Source organism: Pseudomonas sp. Leaf48, from assembly GCF_001421885.1.
Lineage (GTDB): Bacteria > Pseudomonadota > Gammaproteobacteria > Pseudomonadales > Pseudomonadaceae > Aquipseudomonas.
This window is the reverse complement of record NZ_LMLH01000010.1, coordinates 101,903-120,086: the sequence shown is the minus strand read 5'-3', so window position 1 is coordinate 120,086 and position 18,184 is coordinate 101,903. Positions and strand designations below refer to the sequence as shown.

Here is an 18,184-nt window from a genome sequence, read left to right as displayed (position 1 = left end):
GCTGGCGATGAACACCTTCAGCCTCCCCGATCCGACAAACCGCCAATGCGTGGAATCCTCGACAGGGGCAGGCCTGGGCATCGCGACCATGCACTACGTGGGCATGTTCGCTGGCAACACCCGGTTCACGGTTCCTCGTGCCGCACCGCTTCATCGCCATCGCCGAGGCCAACGGCCTGATCGCCGAACTCGACAACTGGGTACTGCGCAAGGCTTGCGAAGACCTGGCCGATCTATCGCGCCAAGGCTGTGAAGAACTGCGCATCACAGTGAACTGCTCGGCCCTGAACCTGGCACGTGAAGAACTGGCAACTGAAATCGAACACGCACTGCGGGCAACGGGTGTGGCGCCCGATCGGCTGGAACTGGAAGTGACCGAAAATGCATTGATGGGCAATATCACCGAGACACTGGTGTTACTGGGCCAGATTCGCGCCCTCGGCGTGTCGCTGTCGATCGATGACTTCGGTACCGGTTACTCGTCCCTGGCCTACCTCAAGCGCCTGCCGCTCAACACCCTGAAAATCGATCGTTCTTTCCTGCAGGACATTCCCAAGTCCATCCAGGATATGGAGATCGTCCAGGCGATTATCGTCATGGCGCACACCCTTCACCTGGAGGTGGTCACCGAAGGCGTCGAAACTTTCGAGCAATACCAGTTCCTGGAGGACCATGGCTGCGACTTCGTTCAGGGCTACCTGCTCAGCCGCCCGGTGCCACTCGCCGAACTGCGTCCGGTGCTGGACGAAATCAACCAGCGCAAGTCCCCCGGCAGCCTTACACGCTTGCGCCTGGCTCACGGTACATCAGCACTAATGTAGAAGGGTCTTGTTCAAGGAATCCCTGGCTCCCATGCAGGCGCATCAACTGCGCAGCCAAGCCCGTTATCGGCGTCGCACTGCCTTGCTCGCGGGAAAACTTCACCGCAGTGTCCAGATCCTTGAGCAGGGTTCGTACGTGCCATTTGACTGGCTCGAAACGATTGTCGGCCATTTGCGGGGCGAGGATCTGCAGCGGTTTGGAATCGGCAAAACCACCGGCCAGCGCTTCGGCGATCAGGCTGGCATCAACACCGGAGCGTTCCGCCAGTGCAACCACTTCGGCAATCACCAATGCGTTACAGGCAACGATCATCTGGTTGCAGGCCTTGGTGACTTGCCCTGCCCCGACACCGCCCATGTGTGTCACGCGCTGACCCAGCTCAAGCAGCACCGGTCGAACCCGCTCCAGGTCCCGGGCTTCGCCACCGACCATGATCGCCAGGTTGCCTGCTTCGGCACCCACCACGCCTCCGGACACCGGCGCGTCCAGCCAACCCATGGCGGTCCTGCCGGCAAGCTCGGCCGCCATTTCCCGCGTGGCGTTTGGCTCCAGGCTGGAAAAATCCACCAACAGCTGGCCGCTTTGCGCCCCCTGGGCAACACCCGCTGAACCAAAAACCACTTCACGCACCACCGCGGTGTCCGCCAGGCACAACATCACCACATCCGCGTGCTGGCACAACTCGGCCGGGGTAGCGACCTGGCGCGCACCGGCTTGCACCAGTGGCTTGCACTTGGCCGGATTTCGGTTCCACACCGTCAACGGGTAACCCGCCGCGAGCAGCCGCCGGCACATCGGCAGCCCCATCAGACCGATCCCGGCAAAACCCAGCGAAGGTAGCATTGACATCATTTGGCCTCCTTTTGATTAAAGATCGCCTGATATTGGCCGATTCATCATGACTTAGGAAAGGATTCCCCCGAGTGATGCTCAGGTTGCAGCCCGAGGGTAGGGCCCAATACGCGCTGAAAAAAAGACGCGATTCAATCCGTGACGGTTGGACGACAACGAGTCGGCCAACCAACCAGCCCAGGTACATGGCGAACAATGACTTCTAAAAACAATCCGGCCACTGCGGTATCCGATCTGACGTTGAGCCCCGCGGCCAACAGCCCTTCATCCTTGAAGCCATTGCCCCCTTCCCGCCCGTTGGCAAGCCAGCAATACCTGTACTTCACCGAAACCAACACCGACCGCATCCTCGACAACCTCGACGGTCTGCGCGACATGGTGTTCCCACGCCCGCCGCATCTGGAAGGCGACAACGAACAGCACAGCGATCAGGAATTCCCGTCGGTGTGCCTGATCGGCCTGGGTCGCTGCGGCTCGAACATCGCGCTGGATGTCGCGGAACTGGTGTACAACGCCCGCAAGTTCTACCTCAACGAATTCAACAACGAAGATCGCCTGTCGCCGGACAAACGCTACGCCGAGAAGGGCTACAGCCCGGCCCAATGGATCCGCAACAACCTGCGCCTGGGCTCGAACAAAGCCTCCAAGCCAGTGTTTCTGGTCGAACCACTGGTGATGCTCGGCGACCTCGACAAAGACATCGCCGGGCGCATCCGCTTTTCGCGCAAGGGCGAAAAAAGCGGCTTCCTGCGCGACTACAGCAAAATGAAAATCATGGACTTGTCGGAAGTCCACGCCGGTGGTGCCGGTAACGCGCCGATCCTCGGCCAGTATCTGGCCAAGATCATCCTGAACAAGGACACCCAGCGTTTCTCCAGCCCCGACTGGAAAATGATTCACTCGTACCTGATCGACAGCTGCGGTATCAAGGCCAACCAGTCACGCCTGTACTTCTCGATCTTCAGTGCCGGCGGCGGTACCGGTTCTGGCATGGCCTCGGAATTCGGCCTGGCCCAGCAACACTCGTACATGAACAAGACGTTCGACACCAAGCCGATGGACGAGCACGACGGCAAAAGCGGCCATTCCTTCGTCTTCGAACCGATTTTCACCAGCGGCATCTGCGTACTGCCGAACATTTCCGATCACCGCAGTGAAATGTCCGAAGCGCTGCACATCAACGCCGGTCGCCTGCTGTGTAAATACCTGTCGGAAGAGTGGGACTTCTCCTACAACTTCGCCAATGAAGACAGCAGCGAAGCCAGCGTCATGGGCCGTATCCGCCCATGGAACGCCATGATGCTGATCTCCAACGACATCATGCGTTACGCCGAAGAAAACGATGACGGCAACATCCAGAACATCGACGTCAATGCCATGGAGAAGCACGCCAACCAGTACATCTCCCAACAGATCTTCAACATTCTGACGGCTCAGGCGGTCACGACCGACTACGACCAGAACTATTTCCGTCGCGCCGGCATCGACATCGGCGAAACCATTCGCCTGGACGCCAACGACCTGTTCATGAGCCTGGCCGGGCCGGTGGCGATTGCCTACGCCGAATCCGTAGTGCCGGAGACCCCGCCGCCAAGCAGCGACAAATTCAAGGTGTTCGAGAAAGAGCCGCAGCGCCTGAACATCGACGACCTGTTCTTCCGCTCGATCGACCTGCCGCACTTCAACAAGGTCACCCAGGCCATCGAAGGCATCAGCCTGTTGCCGATCGAATCCAAGCGCTATCGCGCATCGCTGGAGCAGTACAAGAATTCGGGCTACGACGCGGCTGCGCTGCACGACCTGCACTTCTTCAAGAACTGCTCGTCGGTGGTGTCGATCGTCTCGCTGCCCAAGGACTACAAGCTGTCGTACATGGACCTGAACCGGTTGAAGACACACCTCAACAGCCTGTTCCCCAATACCACGCTCAAGCGCTATGCGTTGGTGATCGGGGCCTCGGCCAACCTGTCGCTGACCACGCTGATTGCCAAGAGCCCGTGCCTGTCGGACGACTTCCTGACGCTCATCGTGGCCTTCATCAAGCGTTGTTTTGCACGCAACCCGTACCGCTTCGATGACACTCTGGACAACTCGATCCTCGACTTCATCATCAATGAAGACTTCGACGAAGACCGCATCGACGACCTGCTCAACGAATTCGAGAACCCGGCGAAGATCCTCGATACCAACTGGTACGCGATCAAGCCGATGTACGAGAAAAAATACCGTGAGCTGATCAACGACAAGGACAAGTTCGTCTCGATCAACGACATCCGCCTGTCCCGGGATTGCGTGAAGAAAGCGATCAAGTACCTGCGCGAGATCTACCGCCATCGCATTGGCAAGACCAAGGTTATTTCTCTTAATAACCATACGGGCAAGACCGCTAACTAAGCGTCGTTCCCATTCGCGAGCAAGCCCGCTCCCACATTTAACGATGTTCTTCAGGAAGAACGCAGTCGAATGTGGGAGCGGGCTTGCTCGCGAAAGCGGTAATGAAAACAACACATTTCAACATTCGGAAACAATTGATCAGACGCTCAATTGCCCTCCCAACTGTTCCCGTTACGTTTACGTCACCGTTAGGCTGTGGCCTTTCTCCACGGCAAGGTGCCATCACGCTACTCACCTACACACTTTTGCTCGCGCGCATGACGCACCAAATGGGCGCGCGGATTCAGTTCGTCGCCCTTTCCTGGATCAGAATCCACGGCGAAACCACCACCGCCCAAAGCTCGGGATCACGCTCAAAAAGATCCAGCGCCCGCGTTTCAGACAGCTTGGCCAGCGTGTCTGCGGCCAGCCAGGCGGCCACTTTCTCGCCTTCGTCCAAGGCCACGGCCTCGGCGGCCGCGATCAAATCCAGGCCCGGGTCGACCCACAATAGGGCACCCTTGGCGAAGAATGGCTCCAGCTCCTTCCAGGTAATAGATGCTGTTTCACCAAGCAGTTTGGCATAGAGGGTGCTAGGTTCTTGATTCATGGGACTGTCCGGAAAAGAAATCGACGCGAATGATAACGTCGGTGGTCCGGCAGAAAAACCCGGATGCAATTGAGTCACCGAGATGAAAAGCGCAGGAAAGCCAAGGAAAGCACGGAATTCAGCTATAAGCCCGTCAAAGCCCCGCCGCAATTCTGTCTTTTTATTTCAATTAAGCGACACTCGCAGGTTTTGCCCCCCGGCGCCGCCTTCCCAGGCTGACAATCGGCGCTCTACACTGTACCGGTACAGTTGCCGAGGGGCTTTTCCGGGGAATGTTGCAATTTCTGACCCGGTTCTGCTGCCCAAGGCGCCAGGACTATAAAAACTACAACAGTAAGAGTGGAGCACTATGACTAAGGCTACTAAGCAGATTTCCAAACTGTTTGCCGCTATGGTTCTGGCCGGGGTTGCCAGCCATTCGTTCGCAGCTGACACCATCAAGATCGGCATCGCCGGCCCTAAAACCGGTCCTGTAGCCCAATACGGCGACATGCAGTTCAGCGGCGCCAAAATGGCCATTGAACAGATCAACGCCAAAGGCGGCGTAGACGGCAAGAAACTCGAAGCCGTTGAATATGATGACGCCTGTGATCCAAAACAAGCGGTAGCGGTTGCGAACAAGGTCGTCAACGACGGCGTGAAATTCGTGGTCGGCCACCTGTGCTCCAGCTCCACTCAACCGGCTTCGGACATTTACGAAGACGAAGGCGTGATCATGATCACCCCGGCTGCCACCAGCCCGGACATCACCGCACGTGGTTACAAAATGGTGTTCCGCACCATCGGTCTGGACAGCGCCCAGGGCCCTGCCGCCGGTAACTACATTGCCGATTACGTAAAACCGAAAATCGTTGCTGTGCTGCACGATAAACAGCAATACGGCGAAGGCATCGCCACCGCCGTGAAGACCACTCTGGAAGGCAAAGGCGTGAAAGTTGCCGTGTTCGAAGGCGTCAACGCCGGCGACAAGGACTTCTCGTCGATGATCGCCAAGCTCAAGCAAGCCAACGTCGACTTCGTCTACTACGGCGGCTACCACCCGGAGCTGGGCCTGATCCTGCGTCAATCCCAGGAAAAAGGCCTGAAGGCCAAATTCATGGGTCCGGAAGGCGTGGGTAACGACTCCATTTCGCAGATCGCCAAGGACGCTTCCGAAGGCCTGCTGGTGACCCTGCCGAAATCCTTCGACCAGGATCCGGCCAACATCGCCCTGGCTGATGCGTTCAAAGCCAAGAAAGAAGACCCAAGCGGCCCGTTCGTGTTCCCGGCCTACTCGGCTGTGACCGTCATTGCCGAAGGCATCAAGGCTGCCAAGTCCGAAGACGCCGCCAAAGTGGCTGAAGCCATCCACGCCGGTACCTTCAAGACTCCTACTGGCGACCTGAGCTTCGACGCCAAGGGCGACTTGAAAGACTTCAAATTTGTGGTTTACGAGTGGCACTTCGGCAAACCAAAAACTGAAGCCAAGCCTCAGTAAGGCGTTGCCTGACTGACTGCCAATAAAGCCCACGGCGTGCCGTGGGCTTTGTTTTAGAACGTATTGGGCCGCGCTGGCGAGATCCGCCAGTCTCCCCACCTGAAAATCTCAAAACCGTCATCAGCGGTTCGCTGGCAAACCTCGGATTCGAAGTGGATGCAGATCCACGGGGCCCGAGCGGGAAAATGACTCCACCAGTGAAATGCGTATCAGGTTTTTAGGAGCGCTGTAATGCCTGACATCTATCACTTCTTCCAACAGCTGGTTAATGGTCTGACCATTGGCAGCACGTATGCCCTGATCGCCATCGGCTATACGATGGTTTACGGCATCATTGGAATGATCAACTTCGCCCACGGCGAGGTGTACATGATCGGTTCCTACGTGGCGTTCATCGCCATCGCCGGGCTGGCCATGATGGGACTCGACAGCGTTCCGCTGTTGATGACCGCCGCTTTCATCGCCACCATCGTGGTGACCAGTGCCTACGGTTACAGCATCGAGCGGATCGCCTACCGCCCACTGCGCGGCAGCAACCGTCTGATCCCGCTGATCTCCGCCATCGGTATGTCGATCTTCCTGCAGAACACCGTTCTGCTGGCGCAAGACTCCAAGGATAAATCCATCCCCAACCTGATTCCGGGTAATTTTACCTTCGGGCCAGGTGGCGCACATGAAGTGCTGATTTCCTACATGCAAATCGTGGTGTTCGTGGTGACCCTGGTCGCCATGCTCGGCCTGACGCTGTTCATCTCCCGCTCTCGCCTTGGCCGCGCCTGCCGCGCCTGTGCCGAAGACATCAAGATGGCCAACCTGCTGGGTATCAACACCAACAACATCATCGCCCTGACCTTCGTCATCGGTGCGGCACTGGCGGCCATCGCAGCCGTGCTGTTGAGCATGCAATACGGCGTGATCAACCCGAACGCCGGCTTCCTGGTCGGTCTCAAGGCCTTCACCGCAGCGGTACTGGGCGGTATCGGCAGCATCCCGGGCGCCATGCTCGGCGGGCTGGTCCTTGGCGTGGCAGAAGCCTTCGGTGCCGATATCTTCGGCGACCAGTACAAGGACGTCGTGGCCTTCGGTCTCCTGGTTTTGGTGTTGTTGTTCCGGCCAACCGGCCTGCTGGGCCGCCCGGAGGTTGAAAAAGTATGACTAGGAATCTTAAACAGGCGCTGTTCAGCGCCCTGCTGGTGTGGGCCGTGGCCTATCCGGTACTCGGTCTGAAGCTGACCATCGTCGGCATCAACCTCGAGGTTCATGGCACCAGTAACGCCACCCTGATCACCATCGCCGTATGTTCGGTGCTGATGTTCCTGCGCGTGCTGTTCGACCGGCAGATCAGTTCGGTCTGGCGTTCCTCGCCAGGCATGCCGCTGATTCCGGCCAAGGCCAGCAACTTCCTGACCCTGCCGACCACTCAACGCTGGATCATCATTGCGCTGATCGCCGGCGCTCTGGTCTGGCCGTTCTTCGGCTCTCGCGGTGCGGTGGATATCGCCACGCTGGTGCTGATCTACGTGATGCTGGGCCTGGGCCTGAACATCGTGGTCGGCCTGGCTGGCCTGCTCGACCTCGGTTACGTCGGTTTCTACGCCGTCGGCGCCTACAGCTATGCGCTGCTGTCGCACTACTTCGGTCTGAGCTTCTGGATCTGCCTGCCTATCGCCGGCCTGATGGCGGCCACCTTCGGCTTCCTGCTGGGCTTCCCGGTGCTGCGTCTGCGCGGTGACTACCTGGCGATCGTGACCCTGGGCTTCGGTGAAATCATCCGTCTGTTCCTGCGTAACCTGACCGATATCACCGGCGGTCCGAACGGTATCAGCAACATCGAGAAACCGACGTTCTTCGGCCTGACCTTCGAACGCAAAGCCGCGGAAGGCATGCAAACCTTCCACGAGTACTTCGGCCTGGAATACAACTCGATCAACAAGGTGATCTTCCTTTACCTGGTTGCCCTGTTCCTGGCACTGGCTGCGCTGTTCGTCATCAACCGTTTGCTGCGCATGCCTCTGGGCCGTGCCTGGGAAGCTTTGCGTGAAGATGAAATCGCTTGCCGCGCGCTGGGCCTGAACCCGACCCTCATCAAGCTTTCGGCATTTACCCTCGGCGCGGCATTCGCCGGTTTTGCCGGCAGCTTCTTCGCTGCCCGTCAGGGCCTGGTGACACCGGAGTCCTTCACCTTCATCGAGTCGGCGATCATCCTCGCCATCGTGGTGCTGGGTGGCATGGGCTCGCAGCTGGGTGTGATCCTCGCTGCCGTGGTGATGATCCTGTTGCCGGAAATGATGCGTGAGTTCAGTGAGTACCGCATGTTGATGTTCGGTGCCTTGATGGTACTGATGATGATCTGGCGCCCTCAGGGTCTGCTGCCCATGCAACGTCCTCACATGGAGCTGCGCAAATGAGCCGCGAGATCCTTAAAGTAGAAAACCTGAGCATGCGCTTCGGCGGTTTGCTGGCGGTCAACGGCGTTGCCTTGAGCGTGAAAGAGAAACAAGTGGTTGCCCTGATCGGCCCGAACGGCGCCGGCAAGACCACCGTGTTCAACTGCCTGACCGGCTTCTACAAGCCGAGCGGCGGCAGCATCCTGCTGGACGGTGAGCCGATCGAAGGCCTGCCGGGCCACAAGATCGCCCTCAAAGGCGTGGTGCGTACCTTCCAGAACGTGCGGCTGTTCAAGGACATGACCGCGGTCGAGAACCTCTTGATCGCCCAGCACCGTCACCTGAACACCAACTTCCTGGCTGGCCTGTTCAAGACGCCGGGCTTTCGCAAGAGCGAACGCGAGGCCATGGAGTTCGCCGAGTACTGGCTGGAAAAGGTCAACCTCAAGGAGTTCGCCAACCGTCCGGCCGGCACCCTGGCCTACGGTCAGCAACGTCGCCTGGAAATCGCCCGCTGCATGATGACCCGCCCGCGGATCCTCATGCTCGACGAACCGGCCGCCGGCCTGAACCCGAAGGAAACCGAAGATCTGAAGGCGCTGATCAGCGTGCTGCGTGAAGAGCACAACGTCACCGTGCTGCTGATCGAACACGACATGAAACTGGTCATGAGCATTTCCGACCACATCGTCGTGATCAACCAGGGCACGCCTCTGGCCGACGGTACGCCGGAACAGATCCGCGACAATCCTGAAGTGATCAAAGCCTACCTGGGGGAAGCGTAAATGCTGCAGTTCGAAAACGTTTCCACCTTCTATGGCAAGATCCAGGCCCTGCACAGCGTCAACGTGGAAATCCGTCAGGGTGAAATCGTCACCCTGATCGGCGCCAACGGCGCAGGCAAATCCACCCTGCTGATGACACTCTGCGGCTCGCCGCAAGCCCACAGTGGCAGCATCCGCTACATGGGTGAAGAGCTCGTGGGGCAGACCTCGGCGCAGATCATGCGCAAGAGCATCGCAGTGGTTCCGGAAGGTCGTCGGGTGTTCTCCCGCCTGACCGTGGAAGAAAACCTGTCCATGGGCGGTTTCTTCACCGCCAAGGGCGACTACCAGGAACAGATGGACAAGGTCCTGGGACTTTTCCCGCGCCTCAAAGAGCGCTTCAACCAACGCGGCGGCACCATGTCCGGTGGCGAACAGCAAATGCTCGCCATCGGCCGTGCGCTGATGAGCAAGCCCAAGCTGTTGCTGCTCGACGAACCGTCGCTGGGCCTGGCACCGATCATCATCCAGCAGATCTTCGACATCATCGAACAGCTGCGCAAGGACGGTGTAACGGTGTTCCTGGTCGAGCAGAACGCCAACCAGGCGCTGAAGATCGCAGACCGCGCATACGTTCTGGAGAACGGCCGGGTAGTGATGCAAGGCACCGGTGAAGCGCTGCTGACCGACCCGAAAGTGCGCGAAGCGTACCTTGGCGGTTAAGCCTTTGCGCTAAACAAAAAAACGGCCTTTGCAGGCCGTTTTTTTTGTATGCCCGTCACCTCGCCAATGAAGAAAGCCCCCCTGTGGGAGCGCAATGCTGTTCAGTTAAGCATGGGGTTGTTAAAAACTGGATTGGGGGGGATATCCATTGCTGCGGTAACGGCCACTTATGGTTTCGCCCTTACGGCGAGTCCCTTTTTCAAACGCCAAAAAGGAACCAAAAGGCTCTTGCCCCACCACTCGGTGCCACGCTGTGGCTCGGCATGCCCTCTCTCCGGCCATCGTGGTTTAACGGGGCGCCCAAATCTAAAGCCAAAGCGAGGCGGCCTGACAGCCGACCTGAATTCTAGTGAGCACGTTCCCCTGTAGGAGCGGAGCGATGTTTGCTCCGGGCGGCGTTCCGACGATGGACGTCAACGATATCGCGCCCTGTCTGGAGGATCGCGCTATCTGGACGTACATCATCGGAACGCCGCCCGGAGCCGGCTCGCTCCCACAATTGGATCGTAGACAGGTCCCTTAATCAGGTCGGCTGTCAGGCCGCCTCGCTTTGGCTTTGGCTTTTGATTTTCTTGCCCCCTCGAGAGGCCGAGTGGNATCGCGGCGGGCCCACGGAGCAGGACCGGAGCGAGGGCATGCCGAGCCTAGGCGAGGCACCGAACGTCAGGGGCAAGAGCCCTTGGTTACTTGGGGCTCTTCCAAGTGACTCGCCGTAAGGGCGAAACCCTAGGTGGCCGTTACCGCAGGAATGGATATACACCTAATCCAAATATCCACCTGGAGCCCTCTAACCTAAAGTGAACAGCATTACCCCTGTGGGAGCGGGCTTGCTCGCGAATACGGTTTATCGTTCAACAAATGAGTCGACTGATTCGCCGCCTTCGCGAGCAAGCCCGCTCCCACAAGGTCGAGGTGATGGCTCAAAGCCTGTCCAGCGCCTCGCCACTGCGTTTGAACCAGCCGATCAAATAATCCGCCAGCACCTGCGTGCGCTTGGGCAAACCGCCCTGATACGGGTGCACCAGGTACATCGGCATGCTACGGGTCTGATAATCGCGCAGGAGCCAGCGCAGACGCCCGTCAGCCAATTCCGCCGACAGGCAATAGGATGGCAGGCGCGCGATACCGGCTCCGGCCAACGCGGCTTTTTTCAGCAGGTTGTAATGGTTGCTGGCAAACGGCCCCGACACCGGCACTCGCAACAATTCGTGTTGCTGGTGATACAACCACTCTTCACGACCACTGTAATGGCTGTTAAGCAGGCAGCGATGCTCGGCCAGCGCCTGGGGTGTCTGTGGTTCGCCATACTGCTCCAGATAGGCCGGGCTGGCGCAGGTCATTTCGTGCCAGGCCAGCAACGGACGCGCCACCAGGCGCTGGTCGATGGCCACGTCGGAACGTATTGCCAGATCGAAGCCGTCGCGGGACAGTTCGCGATAGCTGTTGTTGAGCTCCAGCTCGATCTGCACTTCGGGGTACCTGGCTGAGAACTCCAGCAGCAGGCCATCGAAGAAGGTTTCGCCCAAAGATACCGGAACCGTCATACGCACCGGGCCGGCCATGTCGTCCTTCAAACGCGCCAGAGCCTGACGTGCCCGCTCTACTTGTACGACCAGTGCCTGAGCCTGGGGCAACAGCGCCGCACCCGCGGCCGTCAGGCTCAAGCGCCGCGTGGTGCGTTGCAGCAGGACCACGCCAAACTGTGTTTCCAGCTGACTGATGCGCTTGGATAACTGGCCTTTGCTGCAACCCAGTTGCTGGGCCGCCAAGGTAAAACTTCCCGCTTCGATCAACACGGCAAAGGCCGCCAGGTCATCCATCTCGCTCACGGATTGTTTCCATTTGAAAACCAAAGGTTGCCTATTAGTGCGCTTATCTCGAGAAAAAACCACCTTAGACTGAAGACTCGTTCAACCCACACGAGTATCAGCACCCATGAAAATTCTTTTGATCGGCGCAGGCGGCACCATCGGCTCAGCCGTGGACAAGGAATTGTCCCAACGCCACGAAATCATTCGTATCGGCCGTACCAGCGGTGATTTTCAGGTGGACATCAGCGACAGCACGTCGATTCGCAGACTATTCGAAAAAACCGGCAAGTTCGATGCGCTGGTATGCGCCGCCGGTAACGTGACCTTCGCGCCGTTGAGCGAAATGTCTGATGAGAGTTTTGCCCTGGGGCTGAAGGACAAGTTGATGGGGCAGGTCAACCTGCTGCTGATCGGTCGCGAATTCGCCAACGACAATGCATCCTTCACGTTCACCACTGGCGTACTCAGCCACGACCCAATTTTCAGCGGAGCCTCGGCAGCACTGGTCAACGGCGCACTGAACAGCTTCGTCCGCGCCGCCGCCATCGAACTGCCACGCGGCCTGCGGGTGAACTCGATCAGTCCGAATGTCCTCGTCGAGGCCATGGGCAAATACGCACCCTACTTCCGTGGTTTCAAACCGGTTCCTGCGGCGGATGTGGCGTTGGCCTACGCCAAGAGTGTGGAAGGCCTGCAGACCGGCCAGACACTCCATGTAGGCTGAAGAGGTTCAATGTGCGGCGCTGGCCCGGCGCCGCCTTACCGTGGTGATGGTTCCAGCAGCCTGGGCAACAGGTTACGGGCTGTTTCGGGCGGCAAAACGACCATCAGAGCGGGGCCTTCGATGGCCGATTGAATAGTTGTGGTCGACACCAGCATTGAGTCGATAAAAAGTTTCAGGGGCTGATGCAGGTTCTCCCGCGTTACCTGCGCCATGCGGTGTTGCGCATCAGGGCTGAGCGTGACGCGAAGAATGATGAAATCGGGATCATGGGCCCCCTTGAGATCCACGCTTATCTCAGTAAAGTCCGACGCGGATGACATGGCGATCTCAGCTGCCAGGCAGTGCAGCGCCCCCATCAACCCCAGCGCCACCCACAGAGCTTTGGCTGATCCCCTCATAACACCTCCCCAAACAGATGACCAACAAGGTTAGACGCATAGCCCTGCAACCTTGTAGTTGAAGTAAAAGCGAATGTTACTTGTGCCGCAGCTCGGTCCATGACAATTGCCGGCCATGGGTTGTGATGAGCGGTAAGGCTGAGTAACGTGGCGGCACCTGTCAGGAGACCCCAAGATGCGTGTTGCCCGTTCCTTAGTCCTCGTTGCCCTGCTTCCGCTGTTCGCCGCTTGCCAATTGTTCGATACAGACCGGCAGAGCGCCTCCCATACCGGTCAGACCCGCATGCAGGGCCAGCTGACTGCGGTAGACGGCCAACTGATGTTCCAGCCATGCAACCAGCCGGCGCGTTACACGGTCAACGACAGCGGTGGCACCAGTGTCCAGCAGGAAGCGGCGACCCTCGCCGATGCCAAGGGCAATCTGTTCGCCGACGTGCGTGGGCGCTTAGTGGAAGGCCGTCTGGACCTGGAAAAGCTGTATCGGGTCGAGCGCTCGGGAACCGCGTGCAACGATCCCGACTTCAAGCTGCTGATCCTGCGCGCTGCTGGCCACAAACCCGAATGGAGCGTGAAAGTCAGCGGCAAGGGCATGATCATCGAGCGCGCCGGCCAGAAACCCCTGGCGCTGCCCTATGTCGAAGAGCAACTGGGCGACGGCCGCTTCAATCTCAGCAGCGAAGCCAACAACCAGCGCATTGAACTGTGGGTCGCGCCGCAACGTTGCGTCGACAGTAACGGCAGCATCCAGCACATGACTGCCGAACTGCGCATTGACGGCCAGGTGCAGCGTGGCTGCGGGCATTTCGGCGGCGCGCGCGACGACTGATTCGACGAGATGCGGTTTTTGCCTCACTGGACTGCGCCATTGAGGCTTATAATCGCGGGCTACAAACGCCCTGGCGCAGTTGTGCGCCCCGCGAACCGGATCCCGCCATGTTACGAATCACCGAACTCAAGTTGCCGATCGACCATCCCGAAGAAGACCTGCGCCCTGCCATCGTGCAGCGCCTGGGAATCGCCAGCGATGACCTGCTCGATTTCACCTTGTTCAAGCGCAGCTACGATGCGCGTAAAAAGTCCTCCGAGCTGTGCTTCATCTACACCATCGACCTCAATGTTCGCGATGAGGCGGCGGTGCTGCACACGTTCGCCGATGACCGTAACGTCAACGTGGCGCCGGATGTCAGTTATAAAATGGTCGGCCAGGCGCCGACCGACCTGAGTGCACGCCCGATCGTCGTCGGCTTCGGCCCGTGCGGGATTTTCGCCGGGCTGCTGCTCGCGCAAATGGGCTTCAAGCCGATCATCCTCGAGCGCGGCACCGAAGTGCGCCAGCGCACCAAGGACACCTGGGGCCTGTGGCGTAAAAGCGTGCTCAACCCCGAGTCCAACGTGCAGTTCGGTGAAGGTGGCGCCGGGACCTTCTCCGACGGCAAGCTCTACAGCCAGATCAAGGACCCGAAATTCCTCGGCCGCAAAGTCCTGCACGAGTTCGTCAAGGCCGGCGCGCCGGAAGAAATCCTCTACGTCAGCAAACCGCACATCGGTACGTTCCGCCTGACCGGCGTTGTGGAAAACATGCGTGAGCAGATTCGCGCGCTGGGCGGCGAAGTGCGCTTCCAGCAGCGCGTCACCGATGTATTGATCGAGGACGGCCAACTGGTCGGCGTCGAACTCAATGGCGGCGAGCAGATCCACTCGAAGCACGTGATCCTGGCCCTCGGCCACAGCGCCCGCGATACTTTCCGCATGCTCCACGGCCGTGGTGTGTACATGGAAGCCAAGCCGTTCTCGGTAGGTTTCCGCATCGAGCACCCGCAGTCGCTGATCGACCGCGCGCGGCTGGGCAAATACGCCGGCCACCCGAAGCTCGGCGCCGCCGATTACAAACTGGTGCACCACGCCAAAAATGGCCGTTCGGTCTACAGCTTCTGCATGTGCCCGGGCGGCACAGTGGTGGCCGCGACCTCCGAGCCGAACCGTGTGGTCACCAACGGCATGAGCCAGTATTCGCGTAACGAACGCAACGCCAACTCCGGCATCGTCGTCGGCATCACTCCGGAAGTCGACTATCCGGGCGGTCCATTGGCCGGTATCGAATTGCAGGAACGCCTGGAGTCCCACGCCTTCGTACTGGGCGGCAGCAACTACGAAGCGCCGGCGCAACTGGTTGGCGACTTCATCGCCGGCAAGCCCTCCACCGAACTGGGCAGCGTGGAGCCGTCTTACAAGCCGGGCGTTGCCCTGGGTGATCTGGCCCTGGCCTTGCCGGACTTCGCCATCGAAGCGATTCGCGAAGCCTTGCCGGCGTTCGAGAAGCAGATTCGTGGTTACTCGCTGCACGACGCGGTGTTGACCGGAATCGAAACCCGCACCTCGTCACCGTTGCGCATTACCCGTAACGACACGATGCAGAGCCTGAACGTGAAAGGCTTGTTCCCGGCCGGTGAAGGCGCGGGTTATGCCGGTGGGATTCTGTCGGCGGGGGTAGACGGGATCAGGATTGCTGAAGCCGTGGCTCGCGATATCCTGGGCCTGGAAGCCTGATACCTGAAACGACACAATCCCCCTGTAGGAGCGAGCATGCTCGCGAAAAACCATAGGTCACCGCGTTTATCCAGCATACCCGCGATATCGTTGACGACCTTCGCGAGCATGCTCGCTCCTACAGGGGACTTCAGTGTCTGAAATCAGATATTGGCGCGCAGAACCGAAGCCGGCAGCGGCTCACCACGCTCCACCGTCGCCGCCACCGCATCGATCAAGCCACTCAACTCATACCCCTGGGCCTTGAGCCAATCCTGATCGTAATAGGTCGTGGCATAGCGCTCGCCGCTGTCGCACAAAATCGCCACCATCGAGCCCTTCTCCCCTGCCTGGGCCATATGCTGCGCGGCCATCAAGGCGCCAATCAGGTTGGTTCCGCTCGACCCACCCACGTGCCGCCCCAGACGCTGCGCCAGATAGTGCATGGCCGCCAGTGACAAGGCGTCCGGCACCTTGACCATCGCGTCGATCACCTTGGGCAGGAACGAAGCTTCCACTCGCGGCCGGCCAATCCCTTCAATGCGCGAACCGTGGTCCAGACGCAGAGTGGCATCACCCGTCCTGTAGTAATCAAAAAAAACCGAGCGCTCGGCGTCGGCACACAACACCCGGGTGCCATGCTGGCGATAACGCACGTAACGCCCCAGGGTGGCCGTGGTGCCACCGGTGCCGGGGCTGGAAATCAGCCAGCTCGGCTCGGGATGCTGCTCGAAACGCATCTGCTGAAAGATCGACTCGGCGATATTGTTGTTCGCCCGCCAGTCGGTGGCGCGCTCGGCGTAGGTGAACTGGTCGATGAAATGGCCGTCGTGTTCGCGAGCGAGGCGCTCGGATTCGGCGTAGATCCGGGTCGGATCGTCGACCAGATGACATTGGCCACCATAAAACGCAATTTGCGCGATCTTCTCTTTGGACGTGGTCGCTGGCATCACTGCAATGAACGGCAAACCGAGCATGCGGGCGAAGTACGCCTCGGAAATCGCCGTCGAACCACTGGACGCTTCAATCACCGGCGCACCGGGCTTGAGCCAGCCGTTACACAAGGCATAGAGAAACAACGAACGCGCCAGCCGATGCTTGAGGCTGCCGGTGGGATGACTGGACTCATCCTTGAAGTACAACTCGATGCCCGCAAAACCCGGCAGCGGCAAGGGGATCAGGTGGGTGTCGGCGCTGCGCTGGAAATCGGCTTCGATAATCCGGATCGCTTCGCGCGACCACTGTCGGTTGTCGCTCATGATGGTTTCTCTGATTCAGGCAAGAGTTGAACGGGTCACACGGCTCAGCCAGCAAGTTTAGGAATAATCCTGCATCCGGCACAGGTACAGCTGAGGTTCAATACGTCCGGCAACTGCTAGGCTCAGATTCGTGCCAAGCAATCGCGTTGTAACGACATATAACAAAAAAGAATATAACTTTTGTTTTAACAACTAACCGTACGGGTTAGGGTGTGCCACCTTTTTGAATTCACAGATGGAGAGCGACCTTGCCTCTGCGTAGCACTTTCACGCGCTTCTTTCAGTTGGAAGCTGCCAGCGGTCTATTGCTGATCGCTGCCGCCGTTCTGGCCCTGATCATCAACAACTCGTCACTGTCGTGGCTTTACAGCGGCCTGCTCGACACCCCGGTGGTGGCCCAGATCGGTGCACTGAAAATCGCCAAGCCGTTGCTGCTATGGATCAACGACGGACTGATGGCGCTGTTCTTCCTGCTGATCGGCCTGGAAGTGAAGCGCGAAGTACTCGACGGCCAACTGTCCCAACCGTCGCAGATTGTCCTGCCCGGCGCGGCGGCCATTGGCGGCATGGTGGTGCCCGCGTTGATCTACTGGTACCTCAATCGCGACAACCCACCGGCTCTGAGCGGTTGGGCAATCCCGACCGCGACTGACATCGCCTTCGCCCTGGGCGTACTGGCGCTATTGGGCAAACGCGTTCCGGCTTCGCTGAAACTGTTCCTGATGACCCTGGCGATCATCGACGACCTCGGCGCGATCGTCATCATTGCGATCTTCTACTCCGGCTCGTTGTCGACCCTGTCCCTGGCACTGGCGGCGGCCTGTATCGCGGCGCTGATCGCCATGAATCGCCTGGGCGTGGTGAAACTCGGACCCTATATGATCATCGGCTTGATCCTGTGGGTCTGCGTACTCAAGAGCGGTGTACACGCCACACTGGCCGGCGTGACCCTGGCCTTCTGCATTCCGCTGCGCACCAGAAATGCCGAGACGTCGCCATTACTCACCCTTGAGCATGGCCTGCACCCCTGGGTTGCCTACGGCATCCTGCCACTGTTCGCCTTCGCTAACGCCGGCCTCTCCCTGAGCGGCGTCACCGTCGACAGCTTTACCCACGACGTGCCCATGGGCATTGCGGTTGGCCTGCTGCTGGGCAAGACCGTTGGCGTGTTCGGCCTGACCTGGCTGGCAGTGAAAATCGGCATCGCCGCCCTGCCCCAGGGTGCCAACTGGGGCCAGGTGTTGGGTGTGGCGATCCTTTGCGGCATCGGCTTCACCATGAGCCTGTTTGTCGGTTCACTGGCCTTCGAACCGGGCGTCAGCGATTACGCCGGGATGGATCGGATGGGGATTTTGACCGGATCGATATTGGCGGCGTTGATTGGCTATGCGGTGACGGCGGCGGCCAGTCGTAAGCGGGTGGAGCGACAGTCCTGATAAAAACAACAACCTCGAGCGG

15 protein-coding genes and 1 pseudogene are annotated in these 18,184 nt (G+C 59.3%); 11 read left to right on the top strand and 5 right to left on the bottom strand.

Going from position 1 to position 18,184, the window contains the following annotated elements:
* Positions 1 to 93 precede the first annotated feature (93 nt).
* A pseudogene (locus tag ASE98_RS27695) lies at positions 94 to 806 on the top strand (putative bifunctional diguanylate cyclase/phosphodiesterase); the annotation flags it as partial.
* Here ASE98_RS27695 and ASE98_RS09515 read toward each other — a convergent pair.
* On the bottom strand, positions 778 to 1,674 hold the full coding sequence (locus tag ASE98_RS09515) for an NAD(P)-dependent oxidoreductase (protein WP_060541121.1): 897 nt from the start codon (positions 1,672 to 1,674) through the stop codon (positions 778 to 780). The pseudogene ASE98_RS27695 and the gene ASE98_RS09515 overlap by 29 nt on opposite strands.
* A 195-nt stretch (positions 1,675 to 1,869) precedes the next feature.
* Here ASE98_RS09515 and ASE98_RS09510 point away from each other — a divergent pair, with 195 nt between their 5' ends.
* Positions 1,870 to 4,068 carry a hypothetical protein gene (locus tag ASE98_RS09510; protein WP_060541120.1) on the top strand — a complete coding sequence of 733 codons (2,199 nt, stop codon included), beginning with the start codon at positions 1,870 to 1,872 and terminating at the stop codon, positions 4,066 to 4,068.
* A gap of 283 nt (positions 4,069 to 4,351) precedes the next feature.
* On the opposite strand, the gene ASE98_RS09505 is transcribed toward ASE98_RS09510, so the two are convergent.
* Positions 4,352 to 4,657, bottom strand: a complete 306-nt coding sequence (locus ASE98_RS09505; RefSeq protein WP_060541119.1) for a DUF2288 domain-containing protein — start codon at positions 4,655 to 4,657, stop codon at positions 4,352 to 4,354.
* Between the two features lie 349 nt (positions 4,658 to 5,006).
* On the opposite strand from ASE98_RS09505, the gene ASE98_RS09500 reads away from it, so the two are divergent.
* From ASE98_RS09500 to ASE98_RS09480, 5 genes are all read left to right on the top strand, one after another.
* A complete protein-coding gene (locus ASE98_RS09500) occupies positions 5,007 to 6,134 on the top strand; it encodes a branched-chain amino acid ABC transporter substrate-binding protein (RefSeq protein ID WP_060541118.1) in 1,128 nt (375 codons plus the stop codon).
* Between the two features lie 231 nt (positions 6,135 to 6,365).
* Positions 6,366 to 7,289: a high-affinity branched-chain amino acid ABC transporter permease LivH gene (livH, locus tag ASE98_RS09495; RefSeq protein WP_060541117.1), complete on the top strand. Its 924-nt coding sequence runs from the start codon at positions 6,366 to 6,368 to the stop codon at positions 7,287 to 7,289.
* The gene (locus tag ASE98_RS09490) at positions 7,286 to 8,542 is read left to right on the top strand and encodes a high-affinity branched-chain amino acid ABC transporter permease LivM (protein ID WP_060541116.1); all 1,257 of its coding nucleotides are present in this window, start codon (positions 7,286 to 7,288) and stop codon (positions 8,540 to 8,542) included. The genes livH and ASE98_RS09490 overlap by 4 nt, the downstream gene beginning before the upstream one ends.
* On the top strand, positions 8,539 to 9,306 hold the full coding sequence (gene livG, locus ASE98_RS09485; protein WP_060541115.1) for a high-affinity branched-chain amino acid ABC transporter ATP-binding protein LivG: 768 nt from the start codon (positions 8,539 to 8,541) through the stop codon (positions 9,304 to 9,306). Before ASE98_RS09490 ends, livG begins: the two co-directional genes overlap by 4 nt.
* Entirely contained in the window at positions 9,307 to 10,008 is a 702-nt protein-coding gene (locus ASE98_RS09480) for an ABC transporter ATP-binding protein (protein ID WP_060541114.1), read from the top strand.
* Between the two features lie 920 nt (positions 10,009 to 10,928).
* Here ASE98_RS09480 and ASE98_RS09475 read toward each other — a convergent pair.
* Positions 10,929 to 11,837: a LysR family transcriptional regulator gene (locus ASE98_RS09475; protein WP_060541113.1), complete on the bottom strand. Its 909-nt coding sequence runs from the start codon at positions 11,835 to 11,837 to the stop codon at positions 10,929 to 10,931.
* Positions 11,838 to 11,943: 106 nt separating this feature from the next.
* Here ASE98_RS09475 and ASE98_RS09470 point away from each other — a divergent pair, with 106 nt between their 5' ends.
* Positions 11,944 to 12,543: a short chain dehydrogenase gene (locus ASE98_RS09470; RefSeq protein WP_060541112.1), complete on the top strand. Its 600-nt coding sequence runs from the start codon at positions 11,944 to 11,946 to the stop codon at positions 12,541 to 12,543.
* Positions 12,544 to 12,578: 35 nt separating this feature from the next.
* Here the strand turns inward: ASE98_RS09470 and ASE98_RS09465 are convergent, their stop codons facing one another.
* A complete protein-coding gene (locus tag ASE98_RS09465) occupies positions 12,579 to 12,941 on the bottom strand; it encodes a SecDF P1 head subdomain-containing protein (protein ID WP_060541111.1) in 363 nt (120 codons plus the stop codon).
* 175 nt (positions 12,942 to 13,116) lie between these two features.
* On the opposite strand from ASE98_RS09465, the gene ASE98_RS09460 reads away from it, so the two are divergent.
* Together ASE98_RS09460 and ASE98_RS09455 are read left to right on the top strand one after the other, a co-directional pair.
* The gene (locus tag ASE98_RS09460) at positions 13,117 to 13,767 is read left to right on the top strand and encodes a COG3650 family protein (RefSeq protein ID WP_060541110.1); all 651 of its coding nucleotides are present in this window, start codon (positions 13,117 to 13,119) and stop codon (positions 13,765 to 13,767) included.
* A 107-nt stretch (positions 13,768 to 13,874) separates the two neighbouring features.
* Complete coding sequence (locus ASE98_RS09455; protein ID WP_060541109.1) at positions 13,875 to 15,488, top strand: NAD(P)/FAD-dependent oxidoreductase; 1,614 nt, start codon at positions 13,875 to 13,877, stop codon at positions 15,486 to 15,488.
* 143 nt (positions 15,489 to 15,631) lie between these two features.
* Here ASE98_RS09455 and ASE98_RS09450 read toward each other — a convergent pair whose 3' ends face one another.
* Positions 15,632 to 16,729: a PLP-dependent cysteine synthase family protein gene (locus ASE98_RS09450; RefSeq protein ID WP_177336962.1), complete on the bottom strand. Its 1,098-nt coding sequence runs from the start codon at positions 16,727 to 16,729 to the stop codon at positions 15,632 to 15,634.
* Positions 16,730 to 16,974: 245 nt separating this feature from the next.
* Here ASE98_RS09450 and nhaA point away from each other — a divergent pair, with 245 nt between their 5' ends.
* Positions 16,975 to 18,162, top strand: a complete 1,188-nt coding sequence (gene nhaA, locus ASE98_RS09445) for a Na+/H+ antiporter NhaA (RefSeq protein WP_060541107.1) — start codon at positions 16,975 to 16,977, stop codon at positions 18,160 to 18,162.
* Positions 18,163 to 18,184: the final 22 nt, after the last annotated feature.

Bases quoted from the DNA above. Each gene is read 5' to 3' on its own strand.
- ASE98_RS09490 (WP_060541116.1), top strand. From the start codon at position 7,286: ATGACTAGGAATCTTAAACAGGCGCTGTTCAGCGCCCTGCTGGTGTGG.
- ASE98_RS09515 (WP_060541121.1), bottom strand. From the start codon at position 1,674: ATGATGTCAATGCTACCTTCGCTGGGTTTTGCCGGGATCGGTCTGATG.
- ASE98_RS09460 (WP_060541110.1), top strand. From the start codon at position 13,117: ATGCGTGTTGCCCGTTCCTTAGTCCTCGTTGCCCTGCTTCCGCTGTTC.
- ASE98_RS09505 (WP_060541119.1), bottom strand. From the start codon at position 4,657: ATGAATCAAGAACCTAGCACCCTCTATGCCAAACTGCTTGGTGAAACA.
- ASE98_RS09480 (WP_060541114.1), top strand. From the start codon at position 9,307: ATGCTGCAGTTCGAAAACGTTTCCACCTTCTATGGCAAGATCCAGGCC.
- ASE98_RS09470 (WP_060541112.1), top strand. From the start codon at position 11,944: ATGAAAATTCTTTTGATCGGCGCAGGCGGCACCATCGGCTCAGCCGTG.
- ASE98_RS09465 (WP_060541111.1), bottom strand. From the start codon at position 12,941: ATGAGGGGATCAGCCAAAGCTCTGTGGGTGGCGCTGGGGTTGATGGGG.
- livH (WP_060541117.1), top strand. From the start codon at position 6,366: ATGCCTGACATCTATCACTTCTTCCAACAGCTGGTTAATGGTCTGACC.
- ASE98_RS09510 (WP_060541120.1), top strand. From the start codon at position 1,870: ATGACTTCTAAAAACAATCCGGCCACTGCGGTATCCGATCTGACGTTG.
- ASE98_RS09455 (WP_060541109.1), top strand. From the start codon at position 13,875: ATGTTACGAATCACCGAACTCAAGTTGCCGATCGACCATCCCGAAGAA.
- livG (WP_060541115.1), top strand. From the start codon at position 8,539: ATGAGCCGCGAGATCCTTAAAGTAGAAAACCTGAGCATGCGCTTCGGC.
- ASE98_RS09500 (WP_060541118.1), top strand. From the start codon at position 5,007: ATGACTAAGGCTACTAAGCAGATTTCCAAACTGTTTGCCGCTATGGTT.